Below are 20,116 nucleotides of genomic sequence, written 5' to 3'. Positions count from 1 at the left end.
TGCTGCCGATAGCCATAAAGCTAAGGCTAATAGCCTTAGCCGTCAAGCGCGCCGGAGCCGGAATCCCAGGACCCTCGCCCGCCTCAGGCTCCCTCGACCCGGAACGGGTCGTGCTCGCTGAGCAACTTCTCCAGCCGGGCCTGGTCGACCCGGTTGACGATCTCGTTCGACTCGTGCCGGTCCCGGATCACCTTCGCCAGCGTGAACGCAGAGGTCACGGTGTAGAGGAGGCCGATCCCGAGGAAGGCCCGGGTCCAGCCGTCGACCGGCAGGTAGGCGATCCCCACGGCGAGGGCGGTGCCCGACAGGGCGAAGGAGAGGAGGGCCTGGACGTAGTACGCGGCCGTCGTGCGGTGCTGCATCGGTTGGCTCATGGCGTCAGGATGCGGCTGCCGGATCGGGTCGCACATGAGTAGGAGTACTCAGCTGGAGTGCTCAGGTGGAGTGCTCGCATTGAGGGGTCGTTCGTTGACGTCTGATCACCTGCTCCCCAGCGGTCCCGGACGGATGGCTTGGAATCAGAGCCTCCTAGGATTAACGTTTGATAACGCAGCGCGGTTGTCAACGCCGTACCCAGACGGCACCGTGCGCCGTCGCCTAATCCCGCCGGCCGGCCTCCGGGCAGGCCAGGGAGCCGGGGAACCACGTTCCTTGGGGTGAATCGGCGGGGCCCCGGCCCGGCCGTAGGAGACCTTCCTGCTCCGAACCCGTCAGCTAACCCGGTAGGCGCGAAGGAAGGAAAGGAGCGCGCCTCCGTGGCGTCGACGCACACCCCGGCACACCCGGCCGGCCCCGCAGCCGGTACCCAGCTCCTCGACCACCCCGGCGCGGACGGCCCCGAGGCCTACGGCCCGGAGGCCGAGACCAACCGCCACCGGATGCCGCGTCAGGCCCGCGGAGCCTCCCCGCTGCTCGGCGTCACCGCCGTCGCGGCCACCCTCGGCGCCACCGGCTTCGCCTCCGCCACCCCGGCCGCCGCCCCCGCCGTCGAGGCCCCGGACGAGGCGCCGGTCGTCCTCGCCGCCGACCCCGGCCTCGCGCTCGCCGCCCGCATCCAGCAGCAGGCTGACAGCCAGCGCACCGCCGCCGAGGAGAGCGCCCGCGTGCAGGCCGCGCAGGAGGCCGAGGCCAAGGCCGCCGCCAAGGAGGCCGAGGCCAAGCGCGCCGCCGAGGAGGCCGAGGCGAAGGCCGCCGCCGCCCTCACCCTCCCGGTGAAGGACTACCGGCTCTCCGCCCACTACGGCCAGAGCGCCCGCTACTGGGCCAACCTGCACACCGGCCTGGACTTCGCCGCCGACACCGGCACCCCGGTCTACGCGCTCGGCCAGGGCACCATCACCTCGGCCGGCTGGTCCGGCTCCTACGGCTACCGGATCGTCGAGACGCTGCCCGACGGCACCGAGATCTGGTACTGCCACCTCTCCTCGATCATCAAGGGCTCCGGCAAGGTCGCCTCCGGCCAGCAGATCGGCAAGGTCGGCGCGACCGGCAACGTCACCGGCCCGCACCTGCACCTGGAGGTCCGCCCCGGCGGCGGCGCCCCGGTCGACCCCGAGCCCTGGCTCGAACAGCGCGGCCTCACCCCCTGACACCGGGGACGCACGGGAGCCCCCGACCGCCGGCAACCGCCGTACGGCCGGGGGCTCCCGCCTCAGCGCCTCTCTCCACAGCGCCTCACTCCTCCGCGGGCAGCTGCGCCAGGTACGCCTCGATCTCCTCCCGGCCCGGCTCCGGCGCCAGCTCGGGGAACTCCTCCACCAGCAGCCGCGGCAGACCCGGCACCGTCCACTCGCCGAACAGGTCGAGCGCCGCCCCGGCCGCCGCCTCCTCGAACTGCCCGAAGTCCCCGGCCAGTTCGTCCGGCATCGGCCGCCCCTGCGCGGTCAGCTCGGCCAGGTTGCGGTAGCTGCGCCGCATCAGGCCCTGCTCCAGCAGCCGCCGCGCGCCGTCGGTGGCCATGCCGACCGACAGCAGCCGGCCCGGCCCCCAGCCCTCGGCGTCCGGCTCGTCCAGCCAGCCGGCCGGCACCAGCGCCTCGTACGCGGCCGTCCGCTCCTCCGGCGCCAGCTCGCCGAAGCCGGCCAGCCAGGCCCGCACCGCCTCCTCGTCGGCGACGTCCACCCCGTACGCGTGCAGCAGCAGCGCGTACAGCCGGGGCCAGGTCACCAGGTCGGCGCGGCGCAGCAGCCCGGCCGCGACCTCGCCCTGCCACTCGGCCTCCGCGTGCAGCCGCTCCTGGCGCTTGGCATTGAGCCGCCGGGAGGCCCGCTGGTGGTCGATCAGCAGCCGGACGGCGTCGCCGTACGCGAGCGGGTCCTCCCCGGGCGCCGGTTGGACGTACAGGTGGAGCCGCTCGTACAGCAGGTGCTCCACCGCGTTCGAGGTCAGTTCGGGCCAGCCGTCGTGCATCCTGCCCTCGCCCAGCTCCAGCAGCGCCAGCACCGTGCGCAGGGGGCCCTCGGCCACCGGCGCGCGGTCCTGCTCGGCCGCCCAGGCGAGCAGGTCGGCGGCCCTGGTGCGCGGGGCGAGCCGCAGGTCTTCGTCGTTCATAGTCCGAACGGTAGCCGCCGGGCGCGGGTAGGGTCGGCAGCCATGGTCCCCGTACGACTCCTCGGCCCCCGGCTGGCCATCCGCGAGTACCGCCACACCGAGGGCGACGTGGACGCGCTGCACGCGCTGTTCGGCGACCCCGAGGTCACCCGCTACCTGCCCTTCGGGCCGAGCGACCGCGAGACCTGCGCCGACCAGATCGAGCTCTACCTGGAGGAGGCGATGGCCGAGCAGCGGGACACCTACCGGCTCGCCGTCACCAGGCGCGCCGAGGCCGACACCGATGCCCACGCCGAGGCCGAGGCCGACACCTGCCCCGACCCCTACGACTGCGCCGACGACCCGCAGGACGCGACGCCGATCGCGCACGCCTCGCTCACCCTCGGCGAGTTCCGCTCCGCCTCGCTCGGCTACGTCCTGCGCCGCGACGTCTGGGGCCGCGGCTACGCGGGCGAGATCGTCGGCCTGCTCTGCGACTTCGCCTTCCGCACCCTGGACCTGCACCGGCTGGCCGCCCGCGTCGACGTGGACAACACGGCCTCCGCCCGGGTGCTGACCCGGCTCGGGTTCCGGCTGGAGGGGCGGGAGCGGCACGACCGGTTCAAGGCGGGCGTCTGGTCCGACTCGTACCGCTACTCGCTGCTCGCCGACGAGTGGCCGGGCGCGGCGGCCGACCGCCGCCGAGCGGGCGAGGGGGGTTAACCCCACCCCCGATCCGCCAGGCCTCCGGATCCCGCCGGACCGGCTCCCCGACCAGACTGGACGACGTCAACGAACGCGAACGACCGTCAGGACGAGGGACCGGGGGCCGGGACATGAGCAGCAGCCGAAGCACGCAGGACCACGAGTGGGACGTCCTGGGCGGTTACGGCGACGAGCCCCGCGCCGCCGCCCGGGCCCGCCGGACCGAGCAGCCGCCGCCGTCCTGGCTCGCCCCGCTCTCCCGGCACCACTTCCGCGAGATCGGCTACGTGCTCACCGGCCTGCCGGTGGCGATCGCCGGCTTCACCGTCGCGATCACCCTGTTCTGCCTCGGCCTCGGTACCTTCGTGACCGTCCTCGGCCTGCCCGTGCTGGCCGGTCTGACCACCGCGGCCCGCGGGCTCGGCCGGCTGGAGCGGGCCCGGGTGCGCGGCATGCTGGCCCTGGACATCCCGGGCCCGAAGCCGGTGCGCCAGGCCCGGCAGGGCACCTGGGGCGCGATCACCGCGCGGCTGGCGGACGGCTCGGGCTGGAAGGCCGCGCTGTACCAGGTGGTGATGTTCCCCTGGGCGGTCTTCAGCTTCGGCATGACGCTGGTGTTCCTGCTGCTCGGCTGGTCGATGGCGCTCTACCCGGTCTACCACTGGGTCTTCCCGACCTACACCTCCTGGCGTGGGTACCGGGTGTTCGACTTCACCGACAGCCACCACGTCCGGCACGTCTACTACATCGAGGGGACGTGGCAGATCGCCGCGTTCTCGGCGGTCGGGCTGCTGCTGGTGTTCCTCACCGCGCAGCTGGTCCACGGCCTGACCAACGTCAACCGGGCTGCCGCCCAGGGCCTGCTCGGCCGCTGACCGGGACCTCCCGCCGTCCGCGCCCGGCCCCGTCCGCCCCGCCCCAGTCCGGCCCCGTCCGGCCCCGTCCGCCCCCGTCCGCCCCCGTTCGCGCTCCGGGTGCGGGCGGGGCCGCCGCGTGTTCGGATGACCGGGTGGCCGCCCCCGGCATTCCCCCCGCACCCCCCGAGGTCCTCGTCACCTCCCGCCCGCTCGACGAGTACTGCGCGCTGTTCGGCCTCACCCGGGCCCGGTTCGCCGCCCTCTCCGGGCCGCTGCTGGACTGCCCCGGCGGCGCGGCCGGCCTGGCCGCCGAGGCGCGCGAACTGGGCTGCCGGGTGATCGCCGTCGACCCGGCGTACGCGCTGCCGCCGCCCGTGGTCGCGGCCCGCGCCCGGGCCGCCCGGGCGGCGATGGCCGCCGCGATGGCCGCCCGGCCGCACCTCTACCCGGCGCCCCGCCCGCACCGCGTCGACCGCTACCTGCGCAGCTGGGACCGCGCCCACCGGCTGTTCGCCGCCGACTCCGCCGCGCACCCGCAGCGGTACGTGGCCGCCGAGCTGCCTCGACTGCCCTTCGCGGACGGCACCTTCGCCCTCACCCTGAGCGGCCACCTGGTCTTCGCCTACCCCGAACTGTTCGGCCCGGAGCGCCAGTTGGCCGCCCTGGCCGAGCTGGTCCGGGTCACCTCCCCGGACGGCGAGGTCCGCGTCCAGCCGCTGTGCGACGGGTACGGCCGCCGCTGCGGCCACCTCGACCCGCTGCGGTACGCGCTCGGCGAGCGCCGGATCACCAGCGAGGTCCACCGCTACCCCGTGGCCGAGGGCGTCCGCACCCACCGCGTCCTGGTGCTGCGGGCCGCCGACCACCGCCGTCGGGCGGAGGCCCGGCAGGCACCACTCTGTAATGGTCACTGAGCTAGTTCACTCCTATACTCACCCGTATGACCGAGACGACGATCCGGCGTGCCGACGCGGCCGACGCCGACCGGCTCACCGAGCTGATCCAGGCCTCCGCCGCCTACCGCGGCGCGTACTTCGCGATGATCGACGGGTACCGGGTGACGCCCGACTACCTCGCACGGCACGAGGTGCGGCTGGCCGTGAGCGCCGACGACCGACTGCTCGGCTTCTACGCGCTGATCCGCGAACCGGCCGAACTGGACCTGATGTTCGTCGCCGACGAAGCCCAGGGCCTGGGCCTCGGACGGCTGCTGATCACGGACATGCTCGACCGCGCCCGGGAGGCCGGGATCGCCGCCGTCAAGGTCGTCTCGCACCCGCCCGCCGAACACTTCTACCTGCGGATGGGCGCCCGCCGCACCGGCACCCGGCCGCCGCAGGCCAGGACCCCCTGGGAACAGCCCGAGCTGCACTTCACCGTCTGACTCAGGAACCGCTCCCGGCCGACGGAGCCGGCGAACCGTTCGCGTCAGGAGCGGCGGGAGTGCCGGGCTGCGCCGGGAGGAAGGCCACCGCCTGCAGCCGGGACAGGATCTTCTCCGCCAGCCAGCTGCGGTCCGACCCGTACGGAATGCCCTGCGGGTCGACCAACTGCGCCGCCACCGCGTCCCGCAGCCGCTGCGCCTCGGCGGCCGGCAGCCGGGAGAGCAGCCCTCGGGCGGCCAACAGGGCGTGGTACTGCTCGAAGCCCGAGCGCGGGTGCAGGATCGCGTCCAGCACGCTCTCCAGGTCCGCCAGCGCCGGATCGCCCTGCATCAGGGCGAGCGCCTGGATCCGCCGCCCCTCCGAGCCGTCCGCGAACAGGGCCCGCACCTGGTCGGCGGTCAGCGCCGAGCGCTTCGCGGTCGAGCGGACCTCGGCCACCACCCCCTCCGGCCCGGACGGCGCACCCGAGGACGGCGGCAGCTGCGCGGCCAGTTCGGCGGGGTGGTCCGCGCTGCCGCCCAGTATCCCGAGCTGCTGCATGGCGCGGACCCGCAGGTCGTCCGCGCCCACCCGGTCCCCGTGCCGGTCGCGGTCCTGCCCGGCGAGGAAGAGGTCCAGCGCCTGGTCGGCGTCGTTGAGCACCCGCGGCAGCGCGAGCCTGGTCACCAGCCAGCCCGCCAGGAACCCGAAGACCAGGAAGTACAGCACCAGCGCCGCCGCGAACGGCACCGCGGCCTCGCCCCCGCCGAGCACGGGCGCCAGCGCCGCCCCGAGCTCGTGCAGCCGCTCGCCGAGCGAGCCGATCTGGGTCAGCCCGACGCCCAGCAGCACCTTGGTCAGCCAGTCCGAGACCTGCTCCAGATTGGTGTTCGGCGCGTACGAGCCCTGCGGTTCGCCCGAGCCGCCGCGCACCCGCGGCACCCCGAACAGGAAGCCCAGCCCGCCACCGAGCACTGTCGAGGCCCCGGCGATCACCAGTCCGCCGCCCAGCGCCTGCCAGGCCTGGTCCCGGCCGAGCGCGAACAGCAGCAGCCCGACCAGCCCCGTCCCGGCCGCCACCCCGGCGGCGCCCCACTGCGCCGTCCGCACCGTCGGCCCGCTGCCCGGCCGTCGCACCTTCGCCATCGCCTACCCCCTGTGCCCGCGCCGCTCCGCTCCGGAAACCCGCGCCGACTCTAGCGCCGGGCCCTCACCACGGAAACGCCCCGGGCCCGCCCCGGCTACGACACGGGGAGCCCGGTTCCGGGCAGAGACGGGGAGGCCGCACCTCACGGGGGAGGCCCCACCTCACGGGGGAGGCCCCACCTCACGGGGAAAAACGCAGACGGCCCGCAGGCTGCTCCTCCGCGCCGGCCCGTGCACTGGCCAGGCGCCGAGGCACCGGGGATGTACCGGTGAGCCTGCGGGCCGGGTGACTGCTATGGATTTCGCCTGCCGGAGGCCAGGGGCCTCACCCTGCGCAGGCAGGGGCGGCTCTAGCGAGCAGCCACCTCACGCATCCTGATGGAACTCAATTCAGGATCACCTCCTTTCAGTGTGCCGCCACTGTAGGCAGCCCACCGCGGGGAGGGCAACGGATTTATTCGCGGCCTCCGTCGGCGGCCGGCGCCGCCGTTCAGGCGGTCTTGATCTGGTCCTTGAACTTGGTGAAGTCGATCGTGTTGTCGGCCGACGGGGCCTGGATGGTCAGCGGCTTGTCGAAGTCGCTGAAGTCGATCTGGCCGTTGCCGTCCTTGGCGCCGGTGTGCTCGATCCGGACCGGGTACGGCTTGCCCTCGGTGGCGACGCTGATGGTCGACACCTCGCCCTTGTCGTCGGTGGCCTTGAGGCTGAAGGTCTTCACGCCGTTGACGTTGCCGGCGGTGCCCTTCTCGACCTTGCTGCTCTTGTTGTCGTCCTCGGTGATCTTCTTGCTGAAGTCGGCGAGGTTGCAGACGCTGGTGAGCGAGCTCATCGACGGGTCGCTCTCGAAGCCGGTCAGGTAGCGGCCCTTGAACAGCTCGGCGGCCTTGGCACCGTTCGGGCCGCCCATGTTGGTCCAGAACTCCTTGTCCGGCTTGACGTACGAGGTCTTGCCGTCGCTGATGATCTCGAAGCTGCCCATGCCCGGCATCGTCATGGTGCCGGTGCACTGGCTCTTGTTGTCCAGCGTCAGGTTCATCTGCATCTTGCCGTCGTCGCTGGCGATGGTGCCGGACATCTTGAGCGAGGTGGCGCTCGCCAGGGCGTCCTTGGCCTGCTTCTCGATGTCCTGGGCGCTGAGCTTGTCGGTGTCGAGCTTCTGCGGGGCGGCCGCCTTGCCGCCGTCGGTCTTCGCGTCGCTCGTGCCGCCGCCCTTGTTGTCGCCGCAAGCGGCGGTGCCGGCTGCCAGGACGAGGCAGATCGCGGCGGTGCTGACCAGGCGCTTCGACAGCATGTGGTGCTTCCTGTCCGGGGGCGGCCCGAGCCTCCCCCCAATGAGATGAATTTTTCCTCAGTATGGTTCAGGCGCCTGACAGCGGATCTTGGATTCGGTCGCTGTTACAGCTTCGTGGCAGGACCGTGTTGTTTCCCCGTACCCGGAAAACGCGAAAGGCCCGGAGGACGGATCCTCCGGGCCTTTCGTTGCTACTGAGTAGCGGGGACAGGATTTGAACCTGCGACCTCTGGGTTATGAGCCCAGCGAGCTACCGAGCTGCTCCACCCCGCGTCGGTGAACACAACAATACGTGGAAGTCACCGAGATGGGAAATCGGTTCTGCAGCAGCCCCCGCAGCAGCCTCCCGGTGGCCCCCGCAGCAGCCCCCTCAGCACCCCCGGCCCCGGGCCGCGTGCCGGGCCGAGCGGGCCCTCGCCCAGGCCGCGAAGCAGACCAGCGCGGCGAAGCAGGGCACCATCAGCACCCCGTACACCACCAGGAAGCCGTGCGTACCGAGGTCCGCGGCGGCGTTCCAGGTGCCGTGCAGCACCATCGCGAGCAGCAGCCCGGTCGGGGCGGCCAGCCGGGCGAGCCAGCGCCGCCCGGTGGTGAGGGTGACGGCCAGGCCGATCCCGGTGAGCGCGGTGAACAGCGGGTGGGCGAAGGGGGAGAGCAGGGCGCGCAGCACGAAGGTCTGCACGGTGCTGTCGAAGTCGCGCAGGCTGGGCGGGTCGCCGAGGCCGATGCTGTCCAGCCGCTGCCGCTGGTCGCTGGTGAAGGCCCGGCCCAGGTAGAGGGCGTTCTCGACGAAGGCGAAGCCGCAGGCGGCCATCCCGCCGAGGACGACTCCGGCGGCCAGGGTGCGCGGCCGGGAGCGGCGGTGCGGCCCGCCGCCGGTCGGCGGGGCCGGGCAGAGGTAGGGCAGCGGCCGCAGGTACGGGCGCAGCCGCAGCCGCCCCCGGGCGTGCGGTCCGGCGGGGCGGCGCTGGTAGGGGCGAGGGCGCCGGGGCGCGGGCGACCGGCGCAGCAGCGGCGCGCAGGGGCGCCCGGTGCGGCGGCCGTGGCAGCGCAGCCGTTGGCCGAGCGGCAGCAGCAGCACCAGCAGGGCGGTGGCCTTGGCGCTCTCCTCGATCACCGGGGTGGCGAGGCCGGCGCCGAGCAGCCGGCCGAGCTGGCCCTGGTGCCTGATCAGGTAGCCGGCCGTCCAGTTGTTGGCCAGGATGGCGACGGTGGTCGCGGCGCAGGCGCCCCAGCCGAGGCAGAACAGGGTGTGGCGCAGCGGCACCCGGGCGCTGAGGTTGAGCCAGGCCAGGCCGCCGAGTACGAACGGGAGCGGCACCATGGCCAGGCCCAAGCCGACCAGCAGGCCGACCGTGCCGGTCTGCCGCTGGATGAGGTGCAGGATCAGCACCCCACAGCCGATCAGGGTCAGGACGGCGGTCGCGGTGACCGAGGAGAGCGCCACCGAGCGGCTGCGGCCCGAAGGCGGCACGGGTACGGGCGCCGGCGCGGGTGGGAGCGGCGCGGATACGGGCGGCGCCGAGGGTGCGGAGGCCGCGGCCGTCCCGGCGCCCGGCGGCGTACTGCGGCCCGGCCGGGACAGCAGCCGGTGGGCCCGGCGCCTCCGGGGCCCCGGGATGGTCCGGGTGTCACCCGTGCGCGGGGCCGTCTCCGGTGCGTCGGCGGCGGCCTGAACGGTCCCCCGAACGGTCGGCCGGGGCCCGCCGCCGGACGGGCTGCCCATGCGGCACAGGGTAGGCCACGGCGGCCGCCCGCCGGGAGGACTCGGGACGAATCGTCCGTCCCGGCCCCGCCCGTGCGGTCAGCGCGCCCCCGCCCGTTCGAAGGGCTGACGGTCGGTCAGCGGCGGCGGAACAGCAGGTCGTGGACCACGTGGCCCTTGGCGATCCCGGCGCGTTCGAACTTGGTGACCGGCCGCCAGTCCGGTCGCGGCGCGTAGCCGGGGATGCTGCCGTCCGGGTGGTCCGCGGGCTCCAGCCAGCCCGTCCCGTCACCCTCGGGGTGCAGGTTCTCCAGCTCCGGCGAGGCGGACAGCACGGCGAGCATCTGCTCCGCGTACGGCTCCCAGTCGGTGGCGCAGTGCACCAGCGCGCCGGGGGCGAGCCGGGGCAGCACCAGGTCGAGGAAGGACGGCTGGACCAGCCGGCGCTTGTGGTGCTTGGGCTTGGGCCACGGGTCGGCGAAGTAGACCCGCAGTCCGGCCAGCGAGGCGTCCCGGAGCATGTCGCGCAGCAGGATCACCGCGTCCCCGGCGGCCGTACGGACGTTCGTGGAGCCGTCGCGCTCCAGCAGGCCGAGCAGGTTGCCGTGGCCGGGGGTGTGGACGTCGGCGGCGAGGATGCCCATGGTCGGGTCGGCGGCGGCCATCGCGGCGGTGGTCTCGCCCATGCCGAAGCCGATCTCCAGCGTCACCGGCAGCCCGCCGAACAGCTCCGGCAGGTCCAGCGGACTGCCGTCGATCGGTATGCCGTACGTCTCCCAGCTGCGGTCCAGGGCGCTCGCCTGGGCGTTGGTCATCCGGCCCCGGCGCGGCTGGAAGCTGCGGATGCGACGCTCGCGGTGCTGGGCCTCGGTGGCCTTGTGCGGGTACATCGGCGCGGGGTAGGCGGCCGGCGCGGCGGACAGCCGGGCGGACGGCGAGGACTGGGGGATCGGGGCGGTGGCAGTCACAATCACCCGAGTCTACGGGGCCGCCCGGGGCGCCCGTCGGGGTGTGTGACGCGGCTCATCCGGGGTGCACAGGGGTGCTCCGGGGTGCGTGGCGCGGCTCAGCCGCCCGCCTCCAGCGCCGCCAGGGCCCGGCGGGCGACCTCCCGGCCGATCGGCAGCGAGGCCGTCGCGGCGGGGGAGGGGGCGTTCAGCACGTGCACCGCCCGGCGCGGGGAGCGCGGGTCGTCCGGATCGAAGCCGGCGAAGGCGAAGTCGTCCAGCAGCGAGCCGTCCCGGGCCACCGCCTGGGCCCGTACCCCGGCGGCGGCCGGCACCAGGTCCTCGGCGCGGACGGCGGGCAGCAGCCGCCGTACGGCCGCGGTGAACGCCCGCTTGGACAGCGAGCGGTGCAACTCGCCCAGCTCGTACCGCCAGTGCCGGCGGGCGATCCGCCAGGCACCGGGGAAGGCCAGGGTGTCGGCCAGGTCGCGCGGGCGGACGGTGCGCCGGTCGTACCCCTCGCGGGCCAGCGCGGGCACCGCGTTCGGGCCGACGTGGACGTCCCCGTGGATGCCCCGGGTGAGGTGCACGCCGAGGAAGGGGAAGGCCGGGTCGGGCACCGGGTAGACCAGGCCGTGCACCAGGCCCCGGCGCTGCTCGGTCAGTTCGTAGTACTCGCCGCGGAACGGCACGATGCGCACGCCGGTGTCGTCCCCGGCCAGCCGGGCGATCCGGTCGCTGTGCAGTCCGGCGCAGTTCACCAGCACCCGGCAGCGCAGTTCGCCGCCGGTGGTGCCCACCGTCACGCCGTCCCGGCGCCGGGCCACCGCCCGTACCTCGGTGCCCGGCCGCAGCTCGGCCCCGGCCTCCCGGGCCAGCCGGGCGTAGACGGTGGCGACGGCCGGGAAGTCGCAGATGCCGGTGGTGCCGACGTGCAGCCCGGCCAGGCCGGTCACCTCCGGCTCGTGGCGGGCGATCCCGGCCCGGTCCAGCTCGGTGACCGGGATGCCGTTCGCCCGCCCGCGCTCGGCCAGCGCCGCCAGCCGGGGCAGCTCGGCGGCGTCGGTGGCCACGATCAGCTTGCCGGTCACCTCGTGCGGGACGCCGTGCTCGCGGCAGAACGCCACCAGCTCGGCGGCGCCCGCGACGGCGAACCGGGCCTTGTACGAGCCGGGGCGGTAGTAGACGCCGCTGTGGATCACCCCGCTGTTGCGCCCGGTCTGGTGCGCCGCGAAGCCGGGCTCCTTCTCCAGCAGCGCCAGCCGCAGCCCCGGCCGCTCCCGGGTCAGTGCGTACGCCGTGGCCAGGCCGACGATTCCGCCGCCCACCACCAGCACGTCGACCTCGTCCGCCACCGTCCGCTCCTCGCGTCGCCCGGCCGTCCCGCCGCCGATGCTGCCACGGTGCCCCGCACGGGTCGAGACCGCGCAACGGCCGGCCGGGCCGGGTTCGCGGGCCGGTCGGCCCCGTGAGGCTCCGGCCCGCGAACCCGGCCCGGCCTGGGCACGCCGACGCCGACGGCCGCCGTTCGCGAGCCCCCGGACCCGCGAACGGCGACAGCACGGCGCCTCAGGGCGTGTCAGACCACGTCCTGCTCCTCCCAGGGCCAGCCGGTGTCCGCCCCGGCTTCGAGGAGCGGGATCAGGCGGAAGGCCGCGTCGCTCAGGCCGCCGAAGGTGTGGCGGTGGGCGACGCCGCTGGGGCCGTGGCCGGGGGCGTAGCCGGCCAGGTTCCAGGTGTAGACCGGCACGTGGGCGGGGACGGCCGCGAGCGGGTCGCCGCCCCAGTGGCTCGGGCCGGTCTGCTCGTCGGTGACGATGACGACCCGGTCGTGGCCGCGGTAGTGGGTGCGGACCGCGTCGGCGGTGTTGGTGCCGCCCAGGCTGGAGAAGCGTCCCAGCACCCGCAGCACCGCCTCGCCCCGGCCGACCTCGACCACCCGGCTGGTGGTGCCGAACTCGACCAGGTCCGCCTCGGCGGCGCGGACCTTCAGCGCGGTGCCGAAGATCGCCGCCGAGTCGGCCCGGTTGAGCTCGGTCGGGCCGCCGGGCCGGTCGAACATCGAGCCCGAGCGGTCCACCAGGACCAGCGTCCGCCCCGGCAGCTCCGGCACGTTGGCCAGCGAGTGGCCGAGCGCCGTCTCCAGCGCGTGCCCCCAGCGCAGCGAGGGCGCGTGCCGGTACGCGGACAGGTAGCGGAACGGGAACTGGCGCGAGCGCCGTACCTCGCCCTTGTCGGAGATCCGCCGGGCCACCTCGGCCGCGACCTCGTCCGACACCCCGGCCTTGTCGAAGTTGCGCAGGTTCCGCACCAGCGCCATCGGCCCCATCGACGGGATGACCGCCTCCCAGGCGGCCGCGTCCAGCGGCCCCTGCAGCCAGCCGGCCAGTGCCTCCCAGGTCAGCCCGGCGGCGGCCAGCCGCTCGGCGCCGTCCTCGGCGGTCACCGCCGCGCGGCGCTCCTCGACGGGCAGCGCGAGCAGTTCGCGGTTGGCGGTCAGCAGCCGGTCGCCGGCGGGCGGGACGGCCTCCTCGGGCCGGTGCCTGCGGTCCAGCGCGTACGCGAACAGCGGGCCCTGCCACGGCTTGTCCGGGTCCGGCGAGGGGTGGGTCAGCTCGATGACGTCGCCGAAGCGGTAGCCCTTACCCGCGGTGTCGTACTTGAGCAGCGAGCGGGCGTCGTAGAGGCGGCGGAGGGCGTCCGCGATGCCGCGCTTGAGCGGCTTGGGCAGCGCCCGGCCGTAGCGCGAGGTCCAGTACCCGAGCAGTTCGCCGGGCTCGTCGGCGCGCCGCAGCACCGCTGCGACGGCCTGCCGGGAGTACCCGTGGGCGCCCGCGTCGAGCCGGGCGCGGGTGAACTCGGCGGCACCGACCAGCGCGGCGGTGCGCATCTGGGCGCCGTAGCGCAGCCAGCGCAGCAGCCCGAGGGTCCACTCCGGGTCGGCGACGGCGAGTTCGCGCACCAGCGCGGTGTAGCGGTCGTCGCGGTCGCCGCCGCGCTCGTGGAAGGTGTCCTTGCCGACCATGTTGGCGACCGCGAGCAGGAAAAGCTCCGACTTGCGGTCGCGGACGAAGCCGGTGCCGCCGTTGTGGTTGCGGGTGCGCTGCCCGGTCGTCGCCACCGGCGAACTCGGACTCGGCTTGGCCCTGCGGACGTTGAACCTGGACATGCGACAGCCCCCCTCGGCCTGTTGGTGTCAGTGCCTGTTGGTCACCGGGAGGGAGGCATGCCGCGGTGAGGGGTGCCCGAGATCGAGCCGGCCGTCGTCGAACGGCCGACGTCGGCGGAGGTATATGCCTTGTGCTCTACCGGATTGAGCTACCGGCCGCGCTCGCGCACGGCACGCCCGGGATTCGAACCCGGAACCGCAAGATCCGAAGTAACCCCCGCCTGCGCACCGGGCACTCCGAAGCGCGATGCCTCCCGAGATCGAAGCCGGCCGCGGTCGTTGGAGCTCAGCTTCACCGCGCCCCACCGGGGGCACTCGACCGAAGTAACCGCTGCCGTCGCACCGGGAGGTGCGGAAAAACTATTCACGTATGGGTGTCCGGAGTTCGAGGACGGCCGAGGTGACGAAGCTGCTCTGGCCACTGAGCTACACCGGCACGAAGCCGGTGACGGGATTCGAACCCGCGACCTGCCCATTGAGAGTGGAAGTAACCTCTGCCTGCGCACCCGGACGGGAGAGAACATAGCCAGCTCCCGCCGGCGGGCGCACCTCATTTACCGTCCGGTGTTCACGTCGGGCCCCGCCGTTCACGCCGTTCACGCCGTTCACGCCGGAGCAACGATCACCGCCCGCGCCCGCTCGGCCAACTCCCGTACCCGCCGTTCTCCTTGGAACGGCTCCAGGCGCCGCAGCATCTCCACCACGTACTCCCGGCTGCGCTGCGAGGAGATCCGGCCGGCCACCTCGACGGCGCGTTCGCCGGCGGCGACCGCGGCGTCCAGATTGCCCGCCTCCGCCTCGGCCATCGCGGAGACCACCAGCCGCAGGCCGTGCGAGCGGACGAAGCCCTCGGTGGGCGTGGCCAGCGCCTCGCGGGTGAACTGCCGGACCTTGGAGGGCACTCCGAGGTCGCGGAAGCACTCGGCGGCGTCGGCGGCGAGCCGGTCGTAGGCGTAGAAGTCGATCCACGCCGGATCGGGATCCCCGGCGCGTGCTCGTTCGAGCGCGCTCTCCGCCGCACCGAGCGCCGTCGCGCACGCCGCCGCGTTGCGGGCCTTGGCCTGGGCCCGCGCCTCCACCAGGTGGAAGAAGCTCATGGTGCGGGCGGTGGCCAGGCTCCGGTTGCGCTCCAGGGCGGCCTGCGCGAGGTCGACCGCCTCCTCGGCGAAGCCCCGGTAGCCGGCCTGCAGGCTCATCGAGGCCAGCACGTAGCCGCCGAGCGGCACGTCGGCGGCGGCCCGGGCCAGCCGCAGGGCCTGGATGTAGTACCGCTGCGCGGCCTCGTGCTGCCCGGTGTCGAAGGCCATCCACCCGGCCAGCCGGGTCAGTTCGGCGGTCGCGCCGAACAGCGCCCGGCCGACCGCGTCGCTGTACGAGGCCAGCAGAAGCGGTGCCGCCTCCACCCGCAGGCACTCCGGCACCATCGAGGAACGCCAGTCCCCGCCGCCGTACTTGGAGTCCCAGCGGCGGGCCTCCTGGGCGGCCTCGCGGAGCTTGGCGGCGTCCGAGTGGCCGACCCGGTAGGAGGAGGTGTCGCTGGGGGAGCGCGGCACCTCGCGGGCCACCGACCCGTCCGCCGGGGTGATCAGCCAGCGGGAGACGGGCGTCGCGTAGGCGGAGACCGAGAAGGTGCCGGCCAGGCTGTCGCTCCACCGGCCGCCGCCGGGCCCCCGGCGCAGGTCGAGGTCGACCCGCCACAGGTCGGTGGCGGAGCGGACGGCCTCGGAGACGTCGCGCGGGAAGGCCAGGCCGAGTTCGGGCGCCGGGTCGGTGTCGCCCAGGCCGATCTCCTCCAGCGGGACGGGCCGGCCGAGCTTGCCGCCGATCGCGGTGGCGATCAGGTGCGGGACGGGCCCCTGCGGGACCATGCCCTTGCTGACCCAGCGGGCCACCGAGGTCTTGTCGTACCGCAGCGTCAACCCGCGTTGCGCACCGAGGTCGTTGACCCTGCGGGCGAGTCCGGCGTTGCTGATCTGGGCGAGGGTCAGGAGCGTGCCGAGCCGTTCGTTCGGTCCTCGTGGGCTGACGGTCATGGTGGCGGCTGCACCTCCTGCGGCCTTGTGCGCGGGGCCCGGGCGGCACCGGGCCGTAGCTGCTGCACCTAGAGTAGTCGGACGCGTTCCGACGGTTAAGAGGTCGCATTCCGGATGGCGGGATCGCGCACTCGGCGGCGCCGTACGGCAGTTGGTCCGGACCGCTCGGATCCGGCCGATCCCGCCGCGCGCCGGAGCGTCGTGCTCCGGTCCCGTGTTCACGTGCGCCCGGCCGTGCCCCCTGGCCCGACCGGCTGGTCGGCGATTCGCTGGTGGTCGTGGGTCGGCCCGCCGTCGAGGACCCGGCGGGCCGGGGGATGCCGCCGCCTCAATCCCCGCGGGCGGCGGCGAAGTCCGGGAGGGCATGCGGATGCCCTCCCGGGCCGGGCGACACCTTTCGGCCATCTCGCGATGCCCATGCCAAAGGCGGCCCGAGGGCGGTCCGGGCCACGGAGGGGGAGGCCCGGCCCGCCCGACTCCACCGGGCACCGCCGCCGCGTTGACCGCGCCCCCCGCCAACCGGCCGCTCCTGCAAGCGGATCCCGCAACACCGGCCACGTCGACGCCCGGCGGTGGCACGATGTCCCCTGACGGCGCGCCGATCCACGGGGGCACGCCGGGACGCGCGCACGGGCCACCACGACACACCCCACCCGACCGCCCGCCCGGCGGCGGACGCGCCGCGCGGGTGCAGGTCCTCGTACGGTGGAGGCGCGATGCGGTGGCTGACGGGCTGGTGCACGGGAGCGCCCCGACCGGGCACCCCGGCGCACGGGACGCACGGGGCGTACGGACCCCCGGGCACGGTGGCACCGATCGCCGCGCGTCCCCTGTGGACCGGCCCAAACCCGCTCTGGGCCGTGGGCGACTGGCGCCCCGAGGAGATCCGCCTGGCCACCCTCCGCCCCGGCGCCCCCGCCGTGGTCACCACCGGCCCCACCGCCCCCGATCCGATCGAGGACACCCCCGCCACCACCCGGCTCGCCGTCCTCGGCCACTGCGGCGCCACCGACGCCGAACTCGCCGCCGGCCTCGCCGCCGCCCGCGGCGGCGCCGTCCGCCACCTCACCGCCTGGCCCGGCAGCTACACCGTGGTGCTGCGCACCGGCACCCGCTCCACCCTGCTGCTCACCGACCTCGCCGGTGCCCAGCCCGTCTTCCACACCCCCTGGGGCGACGGCACCGCGTACGCCACCGCCGCCCTCCCGCTGGCCGACCTGGTCGGCGCCCCGCTGGACACCGGCCACCTCGCCGCCCGCCTCGCCTGCCCCGAGGCCCCCGAGGCGCTCGGCACCGGCACCCCGTACCTGGGCGTCCAGCAGGTGCCGCCAGGCCACGTGCTCGGCATCCGCAGCGGCCGCCCGTACCTGTCCGGCTACGACGAACCGGCCGGCACCGAGCAGCCCCGGGACGAGGCGCCCGCCGTGCGCGAACTCACCCGCGCCCTGCTGGAATCCGTCCGCTCCCGGGTCCGCACCACCGCCCCGGCCGTTTCAGCCGTTTCAGCCGTACGGGCCCGGCTCGGCGTCGACCTCTCGTACGGCACAGCCTCCGCCACCGTCGCCCTGCTCGCCGCCGCCGTCCCGCTGCCCGCGGTGCCCTCCGGGCCCGCCCCGGCCCGGGCGGCCGCCGCAGCCAGGAGCGGCGCAGTGCGGGGCTCCTGGGCCCGGGCCGCCGCCCAGGAGCCCGCCGCCCCCGAACAGTTGGCCGCCGTCACGCTCGGCGAGACCGAATCGCCGGCCACCCTCGTGCTCGCCCCCGACACCCCGCGACTGCGGCACACCGTGCTCGACCCCGCCCCCGCCACCCTCCCGTACGCCGGACCGGGCGCCGACCCGCAGTCCGGCCGGCTCACCGACGAACCCGGGCCCGAACTCGTCGCCGCGGCCCGCGCCGAGGCCCGCTTCGGCGCCGGCGGCAGCGACCACCTCACCGGCTACGGCGCCCGCCAGGTCCTCGACGGCCACCCGGCCCGGCTCGCCGACCTCATCCGGGCCGGCCGTCCGCGCGAACTCCTGCCCCCCGTCGCTGCGTTGGCCGGCGTCGACCGGGCCGTGGCGGGCGTCCTGACCGGCGCACTGCGCACCCCGCTCACCGTCGTCCGGGCCGCCCACCGGCTCTCCCGGGTCCGCTACGCCGAGGCGCTGGACGAGGCCGCCGCCAAGCTGACCGCCCGCCACGTCCCGGACGGCGGCGGCACGGCGGGGGACCGCTCGGCCGCCGACCTCGCCTGGTGCGTGCCCGGCCCGGCCGCCCGCTGGCTCTCCGACGAGGCGCTCTCCTCGGTGGCCCTGCGGCTGCGTCTGGCGGCGCGCAGACCGGCGCCCGAGGAACACCCCGGCGCGCACCGGGCCCGGCACGCCCTCTACCGGCAGGCACGCTCCTTCCGCACGCTCGTGCACGCCGCCGAACAGCCCGGCCAGCGCCTGCACGCCCCCTTCCTCGACAACCAGGTGGTCCGCGCCGCCCGGCTGCTCCCCGACGACGTCCGGCTCCAGCCCGGCGCCCGACACGCCCTCCTGCACGCCGTCCTCACCGGTGCCGGCCGCACCGACCTGCCCCCCGACTGGGGCCGCGGCCCCCGCCCCGACCGCACCGCCCCCGCCCGCGCCGGCCTGCGCCTCGCCGCCGACGGCCTCGCCGAACTCTTCGACGCCCCCCTCCTCGCCGAAGCCGGCCTCATCGACCTCCCCGCCGTCCGCGCCGGCCTCGCCCACTCCGCCGACCCCGCCACCCCCCTCTCCCCGTCCGCGCTCGCCGGCCTCGCCGACCTCGTCTCCACCGAACTCTGGCTCCGCCGCCTCCGCGCCCGCCGCCACGGCGCCTGCTGGACCGGCCTCCCCCACCGCCAACCCCCCGCCCTCACCCCCTGACCCCCAGCGGCCCCGCCCCCGCCGTCTCGGCTTGCGGGGGCGGTGTCCTCCCGTCTCGGCCCCCTGGCCGCCCGGCTGCCGCCCGGCGCGGTTGCGGGGGCGGGGTCCCCCGGGCGGGCCATGATGGCGGGGTTGTGGATCCGGGGCGAGGAGGGTGTGCGGTGGCCGGTGGGAGCGCGGGGCGGGACGTGCCCGTGGTGCTGTCGGTGCTCGGGCGGCCGCCGACGGGGCGGCCCGCAGGGGTGCTGGCGGCGTGCGACGGGTCGGACGGGTCGCTGTGGGCGCTGGACCGGGCGATGACGGAGGCGGAGCTGTTCGGCCTGCCCTTGTACGTGCTGGCCGTGGTGAACCCGGCTCCGGCCGGCTATCCGCCGGGGATGGCGGAGCTGGTGCAGGAGAGCGTGGAGACGCTGGTCGAGAGCACGGCGGACGGGCTGCGCCGTTCGGTGACGGCCGTGCAGCGGCAGCGCCCCACGCCGTACGCGGGCGAGCTCTCGCTGCACGTGGTGCTGGGCAACGTGATCGAGGTGCTGCTGGAGGCGTCGAACCGGCAGCACACGCTGGTGGTCGGCACCCGGGGCAACGGGGGCTTCTCCCGGCTGCTGCTGGGCTCGGTGAGTTCTGCGGTAGTGCACCATGCGGCGTGCCCGGTGCTGGTGGTCCCGGCGCCGCCCGCGGGCTGAACCGGCAGCTCAGGGGGCTGCCGGGAATGTCCCGAGATGGTTCATCGTTCACCCATCTCGTACACATCTGACAAGACGCCCCCCTGGAGTCCCCCGCATGAAGGTCGAGATCTGGTCCGACATCGCCTGCCCTTGGTGCTACATCGGCAAGCGCCGCTTCGAGCAGGCCCTGGCGGACTTCCCGGGCAGGGAGCAGGTCGAGGTCGTCTACCGCCCGTACCAGCTGGTCCCGGACGCCCCCGAGACGGCGAGCCCGCACCGCGCCTGGCTGGCCGAGCGCTACGGCCCGCAGTCCGTGGCGATGGACGCGCACGTGGCGGAGCTGGGCCGCGCCGAGGGCATCACCTACGACTTCGACGCGGCGCTGCACGCCAACACCTTCCTGGGCCACCGCCTGCTGCACCTCGCCGAGGCCGAGTACGGCCCGGCCGTGCAGGGCCGGCTGAAGGAGGCGTTGCTCAAGGCCCACTTCACCGACGGCGTCGACGTCGGCGACCGCGCCGAACTGACCGACGTCGCCGTGTCGGTCGGCCTGGACCGGGAGCGGGTGGCCGCCTACCTGGCGGGCGACGAGGGCGCCGCCGAGGTCCACGCCCAGCTGGCCGAGGGTCGCGAGCTGGGCATCACCGCCGTGCCGACCTTCGTCTTCGAGGGCAAGTGGGCGGTCCAGGGCGGCCAGGAGGCCGAGACCTTCCGCAAGGTGTTGGACCAGGTCGCCGCCGAGATCGGCGAGCGCCGGCCGGTCCCGCTCCAGGTGGCCCCGGCCGGCGAGGCCTGCGCGGACGGCTCCTGCGCGATCTGACGCAGCACCGCC

17 protein-coding genes, 2 tRNA genes and 1 riboswitch are annotated in these 20,116 nt (G+C 75.0%); of the genes, 8 read left to right on the top strand and 11 right to left on the bottom strand.

Annotated features, from left to right (window positions below):
- Positions 1-83 precede the first annotated feature (83 nt).
- Positions 84-374, bottom strand: coding sequence for a YiaA/YiaB family inner membrane protein (locus CRP52_RS14225; protein WP_097240085.1), 291 nt, complete (start codon positions 372-374; stop codon positions 84-86).
- Between the two features lie 210 nt (positions 375-584).
- Positions 585-743: riboswitch (cyclic di-AMP (ydaO/yuaA leader) on the top strand.
- A 12-nt stretch (positions 744-755) separates the two neighbouring features.
- On the opposite strand from CRP52_RS14225, the gene CRP52_RS14220 reads away from it, so the two are divergent.
- Positions 756-1,589: a M23 family metallopeptidase gene (locus CRP52_RS14220; RefSeq protein ID WP_257032473.1), complete on the top strand. Its 834-nt coding sequence runs from the start codon at positions 756-758 to the stop codon at positions 1,587-1,589.
- Positions 1,590-1,674: 85 nt separating this feature from the next.
- Here the strand turns inward: CRP52_RS14220 and CRP52_RS14215 are convergent, their stop codons facing one another.
- On the bottom strand, positions 1,675-2,550 hold the full coding sequence (locus tag CRP52_RS14215) for a hypothetical protein (RefSeq protein WP_097236729.1): 876 nt from the start codon (positions 2,548-2,550) through the stop codon (positions 1,675-1,677).
- 42 nt (positions 2,551-2,592) lie between these two features.
- Here CRP52_RS14215 and CRP52_RS14210 point away from each other — a divergent pair, with 42 nt between their 5' ends.
- From CRP52_RS14210 to CRP52_RS14195, 4 genes are all read left to right on the top strand, one after another.
- Entirely contained in the window at positions 2,593-3,252 is a 660-nt protein-coding gene (locus tag CRP52_RS14210; RefSeq protein WP_097236728.1) for a GNAT family N-acetyltransferase, read from the top strand.
- A 113-nt stretch (positions 3,253-3,365) separates the two neighbouring features.
- Positions 3,366-4,109, top strand: a complete 744-nt coding sequence (locus CRP52_RS14205; protein ID WP_097236727.1) for a sensor domain-containing protein — start codon at positions 3,366-3,368, stop codon at positions 4,107-4,109.
- Between the two features lie 134 nt (positions 4,110-4,243).
- Complete coding sequence (locus tag CRP52_RS14200) at positions 4,244-5,005, top strand: hypothetical protein (protein ID WP_097236726.1); 762 nt, start codon at positions 4,244-4,246, stop codon at positions 5,003-5,005.
- Positions 5,006-5,031: 26 nt separating this feature from the next.
- Positions 5,032-5,475, top strand: a complete 444-nt coding sequence (locus tag CRP52_RS14195; protein ID WP_097236725.1) for a GNAT family N-acetyltransferase — start codon at positions 5,032-5,034, stop codon at positions 5,473-5,475.
- Between the two features lies 1 nt (position 5,476).
- On the opposite strand, the gene CRP52_RS14190 is transcribed toward CRP52_RS14195, so the two are convergent.
- The 9 genes from CRP52_RS14190 to CRP52_RS14155 all read right to left on the bottom strand — a co-directional run bounded on the left by CRP52_RS14190 (position 5,477) and on the right by CRP52_RS14155 (position 15,746).
- On the bottom strand, positions 5,477-6,601 hold the full coding sequence (locus CRP52_RS14190) for a hypothetical protein (protein WP_097236724.1): 1,125 nt from the start codon (positions 6,599-6,601) through the stop codon (positions 5,477-5,479).
- 490 nt (positions 6,602-7,091) lie between these two features.
- Positions 7,092-7,892 (bottom strand): hypothetical protein, encoded by an 801-nt coding sequence (locus CRP52_RS14185; RefSeq protein WP_097236723.1) that lies wholly within the window; start codon positions 7,890-7,892, stop codon positions 7,092-7,094.
- A 199-nt stretch (positions 7,893-8,091) separates the two neighbouring features.
- Positions 8,092-8,165, bottom strand: a tRNA-Met gene (locus CRP52_RS14180).
- A gap of 97 nt (positions 8,166-8,262) precedes the next feature.
- A complete protein-coding gene (locus tag CRP52_RS14175; protein ID WP_179852796.1) occupies positions 8,263-9,366 on the bottom strand; it encodes a PrsW family intramembrane metalloprotease in 1,104 nt (367 codons plus the stop codon).
- Between the two features lie 368 nt (positions 9,367-9,734).
- Positions 9,735-10,565 carry a tRNA (guanosine(46)-N7)-methyltransferase TrmB gene (gene trmB / locus CRP52_RS14170; RefSeq protein WP_257032472.1) on the bottom strand — a complete coding sequence of 277 codons (831 nt, stop codon included), beginning with the start codon at positions 10,563-10,565 and terminating at the stop codon, positions 9,735-9,737.
- 98 nt (positions 10,566-10,663) lie between these two features.
- On the bottom strand, positions 10,664-11,899 hold the full coding sequence (lhgO, locus tag CRP52_RS14165) for an L-2-hydroxyglutarate oxidase (RefSeq protein ID WP_097236721.1): 1,236 nt from the start codon (positions 11,897-11,899) through the stop codon (positions 10,664-10,666).
- A 224-nt stretch (positions 11,900-12,123) separates the two neighbouring features.
- Entirely contained in the window at positions 12,124-13,713 is a 1,590-nt protein-coding gene (locus tag CRP52_RS14160) for a TROVE domain-containing protein (RefSeq protein ID WP_097236720.1), read from the bottom strand.
- A 440-nt stretch (positions 13,714-14,153) separates the two neighbouring features.
- Positions 14,154-14,254: transfer RNA gene (locus CRP52_RS38190), tRNA-Ser, on the bottom strand.
- 64 nt (positions 14,255-14,318) lie between these two features.
- Complete coding sequence (locus CRP52_RS14155) at positions 14,319-15,746, bottom strand: MFS transporter (protein WP_097236719.1); 1,428 nt, start codon at positions 15,744-15,746, stop codon at positions 14,319-14,321.
- Between the two features lie 860 nt (positions 15,747-16,606).
- On the opposite strand from CRP52_RS14155, the gene CRP52_RS37380 reads away from it, so the two are divergent.
- The 3 genes from CRP52_RS37380 (at position 16,607) to CRP52_RS14140 (ending at position 20,104) form a co-directional block, all read left to right on the top strand.
- The gene (locus CRP52_RS37380; RefSeq protein WP_257032471.1) at positions 16,607-18,619 is read left to right on the top strand and encodes an asparagine synthase-related protein; all 2,013 of its coding nucleotides are present in this window, start codon (positions 16,607-16,609) and stop codon (positions 18,617-18,619) included.
- A 161-nt stretch (positions 18,620-18,780) separates the two neighbouring features.
- Positions 18,781-19,302: a universal stress protein gene (locus CRP52_RS14145; protein WP_179852795.1), complete on the top strand. Its 522-nt coding sequence runs from the start codon at positions 18,781-18,783 to the stop codon at positions 19,300-19,302.
- A gap of 97 nt (positions 19,303-19,399) precedes the next feature.
- Positions 19,400-20,104: a DsbA family oxidoreductase gene (locus tag CRP52_RS14140; RefSeq protein WP_097236717.1), complete on the top strand. Its 705-nt coding sequence runs from the start codon at positions 19,400-19,402 to the stop codon at positions 20,102-20,104.
- The last annotated feature ends 12 nt before the right edge of the window (positions 20,105-20,116 follow it).

The organism is Streptomyces sp. 1331.2 (assembly GCF_900199205.1).
Taxonomy (GTDB): Bacteria; Actinomycetota; Actinomycetes; order Streptomycetales; family Streptomycetaceae; genus Kitasatospora.
The sequence above is the reverse complement of the archived record's forward strand: the minus strand, read 5'-3'. Positions and strand labels throughout refer to the sequence as shown.